Below are 7,387 nucleotides of genomic sequence, written 5' to 3' on the forward strand. Positions count from 1 at the left end.
GACACACCGACGACCATCAAGATCCAACTAGTGGAAGCGGCATTGGGTCAGCCAGCAGGGCACCAAGGCGGGTCGAGTCGGGGCCGCGGGTGGGGACAACCCCGTCTACATAGAGAAGATGCACGAGGCGTTCATGCGCAACGCGGACATTCTCGCCTACGAGGCGTACTTCCCCGATGCCCTGCCAAACAACGTCCGTTCCTCGTTGGTCGACCCCACCATCAATCCCATGGCGGCGGCGATGTACCAGCGGCTCTGGGGCTGATCCAACACGATCAGCGTACGCTGCCGGTCCCGGCGCGGGGGCTAGAGAAAGAAGATCATCGCACCCGCCGCGGCAGACCTCGCCAACCTCGCTGGCAAGACCAGCATCAAAACCTGAAGTTATTTTTCGGTACTCTCTGGCATCGGGCGCCGATGATCGGTGCTTACCCGGGTAGCTGCCGCCAGATTTCGCGCCAGCGGGTGTCGGACAGGGAAGCCGGATCGGCGCCCTCGGCACGGACCGTGCCCTCGACGGCGGCCAGCCGGTCCCGGAAGCGACGGGCGGTCGCCCGAAGGGCCCGCTCCGGATCGACGGAGGCCATCCGGGCGAGCGCGACGGCGGCAAAGAGCAGATCACCGATCAGGTCGTCCCCCGCCGTGCCCGACCGGGCCAGTACGGCGGCCGTGGCGGCGATCTCGGTGACCCGATCGCCCGCGTCGGTCACACCCCACGCGGCCGTCCCGGTCAGCGCGAGATCCGCAGGGACGCCGATGCCGGCCGCCCGCTTCAGCAGCTTGGCCGCGAGGGACAACGCCGGTTGGGAGAGTGGGACGCCCTCGGTCACCGAGACGCGCCCCTTCTCGACCGCCTTGATCGCGTCCCAGTTGGCGACGACGTTCGCCGGACCGTCCACGACCACGTCACCGAACACGTGCGGATGACGGCGGATCAGTTTGGCCACCAGGCCGGCCGCGACGTCATCGACGTCCCAGCCGTCCTCGGCGCGCTCGGCGGCGATCCGAGCGTGGAAGAGCACCTGCATCAGCACGTCGCCGAGTTCCTCGTGCAGCTCGGTGAGATCGTAGTCCTCGATCGCCTGATACGCCTCGTACGTCTCCTCGACCAGGTACGGAGCGAGCGAGGTGTGCGTCTGCTCGGCGTCCCAAGGGCAGCCGCCCGGCGACCGCAGGCGGTCCATGACCGCGACGGCGTCCAACAGGCTCGAGCCGGGCAGCTCCCTGGTGGCCACGAGGCTCGTCACTTCGACCCCGGTCACCCTCTCGATGCCGGCATCGTTCCGTTCCCCGGATCCACTCGCCTCGTCGAGGAGGCGGTCGAGGATGCTCGGCGCAAGCGGATCGGGCAGCCAGGCGACCTCGGCCGCCGCGGGATCCGGCAGGGCGGCCCGGATGAGGGTCACCGCGCCGGCCAGACCGCCGGGATCGCCGGGATCGACGATCAGGACGGTCGCACCGGCCGCCCGCAGCGCGGCGAGCTGAGGATGCGTGGGGCTCGCGGTCAGGACGGGCACCGTGCGCACGACATCCCATGCCCGGGCCGTGAGGATTCCCGGTGCCACCCGGGGGCTGGTGACGACCACGGTGATCCGCATCAACATGTCGCCGTCCGCTCAGGATCGGGTGGTCAGGTCCAGGATCGGCGTGGGCGCGGGCTTGCTGGCGATCGAGCCCTCGGCGGCGACCACGGCGAACTGCTTCGTGTCCCAGGTACCAAATCGTGGGTTTATCGAGATGGGATCCCGGGACTCGGCCTGCGCGAGTAGCGGGCGCACCTTCGTCGCCCGTTTGTCCGCCACCAGGAACCGGGCCAGGTAGGGCTTGGCCTGCCGGTAGCTGAGGGGGATCTTCCCGATCTGATCGACGATGCTGTCGTACTGGGCGCGGGTGTCCGCGTCGGAGGCGAGGATACCCGCGCTGATCTTGTCCCCGAGCGCCGACTCGAACGCTCCCGAGCGGACGATCGTCGCCACGTCCTGCTGGGCGAAGCCCGCCGCGGCGGCTCGCTGCTCGAACGCCTTCACGCTGCCGAACTGCAGGATCGCGTACGCCTGGTAGTAGGACGCGATGTCTTGGCCGGTCAGCGAGATCCCCAGCCGCTTCGCCTCACCGGAGATCAATTCGAGCTGCACGAGTGTGGTCAGGGTTCGTCGCTGGAGTTCACCTCGGTTGAGACTCTGCGACACCGACTGCGAGGTCTGCGGGATCGGTACTGTCTCCGCGGCCTTGAGCCCACGGTCGACAATGCCGCGCAGCTGGGAGGTCCCGATGGTCTGCGAACCGACCTGGGCGGCGGCCCCGGCATGGGTCGTGCACCCGGTACCGGCGGTACCGACGAGCACGAGGAGCCCGACACCGGCGAGGAGACGGGAAAGCTTCACGAGCCGAGACGGTATCCGCTCAGCGTGGCGTACGGTACGGCGCCCTACGCCAGGAGTCAGATCGAGGCCGCCGCGGCGGCGACCGAGTCGCCCGCGACCGCATGCAGGAGCTGGCCGACCCAGGCGAGCAGGGCCCGATCCCGCAACGGTCGGGAGCCGATGCGCCCCGTCTCGGTCGGCGCGGGAACGAGTACGGTCCGCACCGCCGGTTTGACCACGGCGCCCCGGTAGAGCCGGGTCAGCCGGAGTGTCTGGCTCTCCCGCAGCTCCAGCGGAGCGAACCGGATCTGGCGACCGGCGGCGATGATCTCCGTGACGCCAAAGTGCCGGGCAAGAACCCGCAGGCCCGTGACGGCCAGCAGGTTCTCGACCGGTTCGGGCACCGGACCGAACCGGTCCACGAGCTCGCCACGCACCTCGTCGATGTCGGCGTCCGTGGCGGCGCCGGCCAGCCGCCGGTAGGCGTCCAGCCGCAGCCGCTCGCTCGGCACGTAGTCGTGCGGCAGGCTCGCGTCGACCGGCAGCTCGACCTTGACCTCCGGGGGCTCCTCGACGCCCTCCTTGCGGTACTCGGCCACCGCTTCGCCGACCATCCGCACGTACATGTCGAACCCGACCGAGGCGATGTGCCCGGACTGCTCGCCGCCGAGCAGGTTGCCCGCTCCCCGGATCTCCAGGTCCTTCATGGCTACGGCCATTCCGGCACCAAGGTCGTTGTGCTGGGCGATCGTGGCGAGCCGGTCGTGGGCGGTCTCGGTCAGCGGCTTGTCCGGCGGGTACTTGTCCGGCGGGTAGAGGAAGTAGGCGTACGCCCGGTCCCGGCCCCGCCCGACCCGGCCGCGCAGCTGGTGCAGCTGGGACAGGCCGAACACGTCGGCCCGCTCGACGATGAGGGTGTTGGCGTTGGAGATGTCCAGGCCCGACTCCACGATCGTCGTGCAGACCAGCACGTCGAACTTCTTCTCCCAGAAGGAGACCATGACCTGCTCAAGCGCGTCCTCGTGCAGCTGGCCGTGGGCGGTGGCGATCCGCGCCTCGGGAACCAGATCGCGCAGCCGGGCGGCGGCCCGATCGATCGTCTCCACCCGGTTGTGGATGAAGAAGACCTGCCCCTCGCGCAGCAGCTCCCGGCGGATCGCCGCGGTCACCTGACGGGCGTCGTAGGCGGCGACCGAGGTCAGCACCGGGTGCCGCTCCTCGGGCGGAGTGTCGATGGTCGACAGCTCCCGGATGCCGGTGATCGACATCTCCAGCGTGCGGGGGATCGGTGTGGCGCTCATCGTAAGCACGTCCACCGCCGTGCGCATCTTCTTGAGCTGCTCCTTGTGCTCGACACCGAAGCGTTGCTCCTCGTCGACGATCACCAGGCCGAGATCCTTGAAGCGGTTCTCCCCGGACAGCAGCCGGTGGGTGCCGATGACCACGTCGACACTGCCGGTAGCGAGCCCCTTCTGCACCGCCTTGTGTTCGGCGGGCGAGTTGAACCGGCTCATCGCCTTCACCACCACCGGGAACGCGGCGTAACGCTCGGAGAAGGTCTGGAAGTGCTGCTGGACCAGCAGCGTCGTGGGCACCAGCACCGCGACCTGCTTGCCGTCCTGCACCGCCTTGAACGCGGCCCGCACCGCGATCTCGGTCTTGCCGTAGCCGACGTCACCGCAGATCACCCGGTCCATCGGGACCGGCTTCTCCATGTCGGCCTTGACCTCGTCGATGGCGGCGAGTTGATCGGGTGTCTCTCGGAACGGGAAGGCGTCCTCCAGCTCACGCTGCCAGGGACTGTCGGGAGCGAAGGCGTGCCCGGGAGCAGCCATCCGGGCGCTGTAGAGCCGGATCAGCTCACCGGCGATCTCCTTGACGGCCTTGCGGGCCCGACTCTTGCGCTTGGCCCAGTCGGCGCCGCCGATGCGGTCCAGGCTCGGCGCGTCACCCCCGACATACCGGGTGATCTGTTCAAGCTGGTCGGTCGGCACATACAGCCGATCGCCCCGGGCATACTCCAGCAGAAGGTACTCCCGCTTGGCGCCCGCGACGGTCCTGGTGACCATCTCGACGTAGCGGCCGACGCCGTGCGCGTCGTGGACCACCATGTCCCCCGGGAGCAGGGCGAGCGGGTCGATGCCCTTGCGCCGCCGGCTCGGCATGCGCCGCATGTCCTTCGTGATCACTCCGCGGACACCCGCGATATCACTTTCGGTAAGAACGGCGAGGCGCAAAGTATCGCTGGTGAAGCCGGTGGCGAGCCGACCGCAGGTCACCATGGCGACGCCCGGAGTGAGCGTGGCCTCCTCGGCGAGGCCGGCGCCCAGGTCGGCGTCGCGCAGCATCTCCACCAGGCGCTGCGCCGGACCGTGCCCCTCGGTGACCAGCAGCACTCGCCAGGACTCGGCGAGCCAGCCCTTGACGTCGGAGATGACCGCCGCGGTGTCCCCGTGGTAGATCGGTGCGGGCCGGAGGCTGGCGACCACCGTGTTGTCGCCGTACTCGGTCCCGTCGTAGACGGCGCCCGCCAGCCCGGTGCCTGCCGGCTCCCGGTCGATGCCTACCGGGGTCGACATGAAGGGAGTGACCGACCACCACGGCAGGCCGAGATCCTCCGCACGCTCGCGGACCTCGGTGATCGATCGGTAGGCGGCCGCGCCGAGATCGATCGGCGCGCCGCCACCCAGCGCCGCGACGCTCCACGACGCCTCGAGGAACTCCTGGCTCGTGCGTACCAGTTCGCTCGCCCGCGAACGGACCCGTTCGGGATCGCAGACCAGCACGTGGGTGCCGGCCGGCAGGTCGTCCAAGAGCAGTGACATGGCGTCGACGAGTACCGGGGCGAGCGCCTCCATCCCCTCCACGGGGATGCCGTCGGCGATCTTGTCGAGCAGGTCCAGCAGCTCCGGGTGGCGCGTCGCGAGGTCCGCGGCCCGCGCCCGCACCTGCGCGGTTAGCAGCAGTTCGCTGCACGGCGGCGCGAACAGGACACGGCCACCACCGGTCGCGCCATCATCCTCCGGCAGCGCCCGCTGGTCCGCCACGGAGAACCGGCGGATGTCCTCGACCTCGTCGCCGAAGAACTCGACCCGCAGCGGATGCTCCTCGGTGGGCGGGAAGACGTCGAGGATGCCGCCGCGCACGGCGATCTCGCCGCGCCGCTCGACCAGGTCCACCCGGTGGTAGGCGATGTCCACCAGCCGCGTCACCACGCCGTCGAGGTCGGCCGTATCGCCCTCGGCGAGGGTGACCGGTGCGAGCTCGCCGAGCCCGGCCACCTGGGGTTGCAACACCGCACGGATCGACGCGACCACGATCCGCAGCGGCGGCCGACCGGTGCTCGCCGGATGCGTGAGCCGGCGCAGCACGGCGAGGCGCTGCCCGACCGTGTCAGCCCGGGGGGACAGCCGCTCGTGGGGCAGGGTCTCCCAGCTCGGGAAGACCGCGACCACATCGGGACCGAGCAGGCTGCCGAGCGCCGATGCCAGATCCTCGGCCTCCCGGCCAGTAGCCACGACGGCGAGGACCGGCTGGTCGGCCCCGACCGCCAGGGCCGCGGCGGCGAAGGGCCGCAACGCCGCGGGACCAGCGAGGTCGAGGACCGGTTCACCGACCGCGCCGATCGCCCGGCCCAGGGCAGGGTCCCCGCCGGGACGGGCGATCAGCGCGTCGAGCAACGGCGCGAGGGTCATGGGGTGCGTCCCTGTGCCTCTCGGTTGGTTGGGATCCGACTCCGACTGGTTGGGATCCGACGACGTGACACGGCAAGGCCGATCCGGCCCTGATCTACCGCCCGGCCCCGCTCCACACGACGCTTCCGCCCGGCGATGCCCCGGTCCGCAGGCGCCGGGTCAACCTCGATACCCAGTCGATCTCGATACCGGATCAGGCCCGATACCGGGCCGACCTTGATACCCAGTTGACCCTGATACCGGGCCAGCCCCGATACCGGGCCGACCTTGATCGGCTCAACCCTGTCGGCACAGACGATATGTCCAGTCTACGACAACCTTCCCACCCGCCCCGGCAACCCACCCTCCTCCCGTTCGGGCCGGCGCCGTGCCCGTCGGGGCCGCGGTAACGTGCGCGTCCAGGCGAACGCGGGGCCGGTCAGGTGGAAGCCGAGGGCGCGGCTGCAGGGTCGCACCGGCGAGCGCGACGGCCCCGACGTGACGCATCTCACGTTTCCGGTCGGTACCGGACGACGGACGGCACGCTTGGGCGTCCCGCGTTCCCCCGCCTCGGCAAAGGGGGCGCCGCATCGCCGATCGACGTACAGTCGATTGCCTGGCGTCCGGTCCGGTTGTCCAAATCGTCCGGTCCGGTCGTCCAATATCTACCTTAACGTAAGGGCCGAGTTGTCCACCAAGCGCCGTGGTGTTTCGGGATCGAACACGACCCGTGGCGACGTTTACCAGATCGGGGACGTTGCGGAGCGGGTCAGCCTCTCTCTGCGAACAGTCCGCTACTATGAGGAATCGGGGCTCCTCATGCCGGTAGGTCGGACCGTAGGGGGATTTCGTCTCTACGACGACGATGCCATCGAGCGGCTGCTCCTCATCAAGAAGATGAAACCGCTGGGGTTCACCCTGGAGGAGATACGGTCGCTGCTGGCCCTTCGCGACGAGCTCGCCGAGCCCGACCTCGCCGCGGACGCCCGGGCCGAGCTCCAGGAACGGCTTGGCACCTGGGTGGTACTCGCGGAGGAAAAGCTCTTTACGCTTCGGGAGCAGGTCAGCGTCGCGGAGTCGTTCGTCGGCGGGCTGCACGACGACGCGAAACGGTGGCGCGGAACCGCCTGATCCGCGGACACCGAATCATCGCACTCACCGCGGCGGGCCTCGCGAATCTCACCGGCAAGACCAAGATCAAAACATGAGGTTATTTTCCAGCAACTCCCAGGGGATGCTCCACGCTGCGCCGGAGGCGTCGTGGGCCAATGCCGCTTCCACTAGTTGGATCTTGATGGTCGTCGGTGTGTCGGTTCCGGCTGTTCTGTCTGGTTGCCGGCATGATTGGGG

General features: G+C 69.4%; 5 protein-coding genes. 2 read left to right on the plus strand and 3 right to left on the minus strand.

Going from position 1 to position 7,387, the window contains the following annotated elements; translation table 11 throughout:
- The first annotated feature begins 118 nt into the window (after positions 1 to 118).
- On the plus strand, positions 119 to 265 hold the full coding sequence (locus AC08OT_RS17505; protein WP_476596329.1) for a hypothetical protein: 147 nt from the start codon (positions 119 to 121) through the stop codon (positions 263 to 265).
- Between the two features lie 163 nt (positions 266 to 428).
- Here AC08OT_RS17505 and mazG read toward each other — a convergent pair whose 3' ends face one another.
- From mazG to mfd, 3 genes are read right to left on the minus strand one after another with little or no spacing between them, the layout of a single operon-like run.
- Complete coding sequence (gene mazG, locus AC08OT_RS17510; RefSeq protein WP_476594315.1) at positions 429 to 1,604, minus strand: nucleoside triphosphate pyrophosphohydrolase; 1,176 nt, start codon at positions 1,602 to 1,604, stop codon at positions 429 to 431.
- A gap of 12 nt (positions 1,605 to 1,616) precedes the next feature.
- Positions 1,617 to 2,384 (minus strand): SurA N-terminal domain-containing protein, encoded by a 768-nt coding sequence (locus AC08OT_RS17515; protein WP_476594314.1) that lies wholly within the window; start codon positions 2,382 to 2,384, stop codon positions 1,617 to 1,619.
- 56 nt (positions 2,385 to 2,440) lie between these two features.
- On the minus strand, positions 2,441 to 6,058 hold the full coding sequence (gene mfd / locus AC08OT_RS17520; RefSeq protein ID WP_476594313.1) for a transcription-repair coupling factor: 3,618 nt from the start codon (positions 6,056 to 6,058) through the stop codon (positions 2,441 to 2,443).
- Positions 6,059 to 6,724: 666 nt separating this feature from the next.
- On the opposite strand from mfd, the gene AC08OT_RS17525 reads away from it, so the two are divergent.
- Positions 6,725 to 7,168, plus strand: coding sequence for a MerR family transcriptional regulator (locus AC08OT_RS17525; protein WP_476603050.1), 444 nt, complete (start codon positions 6,725 to 6,727; stop codon positions 7,166 to 7,168).
- Positions 7,169 to 7,387: the final 219 nt, after the last annotated feature.

This window comes from Frankia sp. CgJB1, from assembly GCF_977947065.1.